Source organism: Butyrivibrio sp. (genome assembly GCF_024699075.1).
Genome location: NZ_JAILQF010000002.1, coordinates 1 through 2,155, shown reverse-complemented (window position 1 = coordinate 2,155; position 2,155 = coordinate 1). Strand labels below are relative to the sequence as shown.

Annotated in this window: 2 protein-coding genes; both read left to right on the top strand. The window is 40.0% G+C overall.

What is annotated here, in order from left to right:
- Positions 1 to 251: 251 nt before the first annotated feature.
- Complete coding sequence (gene pfkA, locus K6G87_RS00035; RefSeq protein WP_296832132.1) at positions 252 to 1,220, top strand: 6-phosphofructokinase; 969 nt, start codon at positions 252 to 254, stop codon at positions 1,218 to 1,220.
- A 106-nt stretch (positions 1,221 to 1,326) separates the two neighbouring features.
- Positions 1,327 to 2,145, top strand: coding sequence for a TrmH family RNA methyltransferase (locus K6G87_RS00030; protein WP_296832129.1), 819 nt, complete (start codon positions 1,327 to 1,329; stop codon positions 2,143 to 2,145).
- Positions 2,146 to 2,155 lie beyond the last annotated feature (10 nt).

Sequence of the window (2,155 nt, the reverse complement as noted above, 5' to 3'; positions counted from 1 at the left end):
TCTTGTTGGCGCCGTCCAGTAGAGAATATTCGGTGTGGACGTGCAGATGAGTAAATGCCATATAAATCTCCCAAAAGTTAAGTTGTAAACCCAGTGTAATAATCATAACATATTTTTAAGTTTTGCATTGCAAGAAGGACTTTGTTGCGATAAACTTATAAAGAAGTATTTTTTTGAAAAAACATTGATATTTTTTTGTCAAACTTCTATAAGAAATTGGCCAAAGGAAGTATTGAAAGGAAGCATGGATTATGGCAAAAGAGATTAAGAAGATTGGCGTACTGACCAGCGGCGGAGATGCACCGGGAATGAATGCTGCTATAAGAGCAGTAGTACGTAAATCAATCGCAAACGGACTTCAGGTAGTTGGTATTAAAAAAGGTTATCAGGGACTTCTTAATGAAGAGTTCATAGATATGGACCGTCATTCTGTTTCAGATATCATCCAGAGAGGTGGTACAATTCTTGGTACAGCCAGATGTATGGAGTTCAAGACAGAAGAGGGTCAGCAGAAGGCAGTTGAGATCTGTCACCAGTATGGAATAGATGGTGTCATCGTAATTGGTGGTGACGGTTCCTACAGAGGTGCTCAGAAGCTTTCACAGCACGGAATCAACACAATCGGTATACCAGGTACAATCGATCTGGATATCTCCTGTACAGATTATACAATCGGATTTGATACAGCTATTAACACAGCTATGTCAGCTATCGATAAGGTACGTGATACATCATCATCTCACGAGAGATGTTCTATCATCGAGGTTATGGGACGTCACGCAGGTTATATCGCACTTTGGTGCTCAATCGCTAACGGCGGTGATGATATTCTCATTCCTGAGAAATATGACTTTAATGAGCAGAAGGTTATCGACAATATCATCGACAACCGTAAGAGAGGTAAGACTCACCACATTATAATAAATGCTGAGGGTATCGGACATTCAACATCTATGGCTCGTCGTATTGAGGCAGCTACCGGTATTGAGACAAGAGCTACTATCCTTGGTTACATGCAGCGTGGTGGTTCACCTACATGTAAAGACCGTGTATATGCTTCTATGATGGGTGCTTATGCAGCTGATATCATGACACAGGGTAAGACCAACAGAGTTGTCGGATATCGTGACGGTAAGTTCCAGGATTTCGATATCGAAGAAGCTCTTAACATGGAGAAATCTATCGACGAATACATGTATCAGATTGCAAGAATACTGTAATCTCATATTTATAATAGTTGGAATTTTTAAAATTTCAGGACACCGGAGCAATCCGGTGTCTTTTGCTAAGAGCATAAAGCAAGATATATTTTAAGGATGAAGTTATATGATAACTAGTGCATCAAACGATAAGATCAAAAAGATAGCAGCATATAATGCAAAGAACCGTCTCCGCAAGGAGGATAAGGTCTTTATAGTAGAAGGAATCCGCATGCAGGTGGAAATTCCTTCAGACCTTATATTAGAAACATATGTGTCTGAATCTTTTTTGTCCAAAGCATCAGAAAAAGACATGGAATATTTAAATAGCCTTCCTCTTGGATATGAAGAAGTTTCAGATCAGGTATTTAAGAAGATGTCTGATACTAAGGCTCCGCAGGGTGTTTTGTCGCTTGTAAGGCAGCTTGAATATACGGATGAAGACTTGTTTGCACCTGCCAAAAACAGGGATGGTTCAAGCACAGATCTTGAGCCTCTTATACTTATCCTTGAAGGAATTCAGGATCCCGGGAATCTTGGAACGATATTTAGAAGTGCAGAAGGATCAGGTGTTACAGGCATATATATGAGCAGCGACTGCGCAGATGTATATAATTCCAAGGTTGTAAGATCCACAATGGGAGCTATATTCCGCCAGCCGTTTAAATATTCTGAAAATCTTCTTGATACAATAAGTATGCTTAAAGAAAAGGGCATTGTAAGCTATGCAGCTCACCTTAAAGGCAAGAAGAATTATGACGAGCTTGATTTTAAGAAGGGCACAGCTTTTCTTATCGGTAATGAAGGAAACGGACTTAGCAAAGAGATATCAGATGCTGCAGATGAATATCTTCTTATACCTATGCTGGGGCAGGTTGAGTCAATGAATGCGGCAACATCTGCGGCTATCCTTGGATTTGAGGCTGCAAGACAAAGGCGTATATAGATATGACATT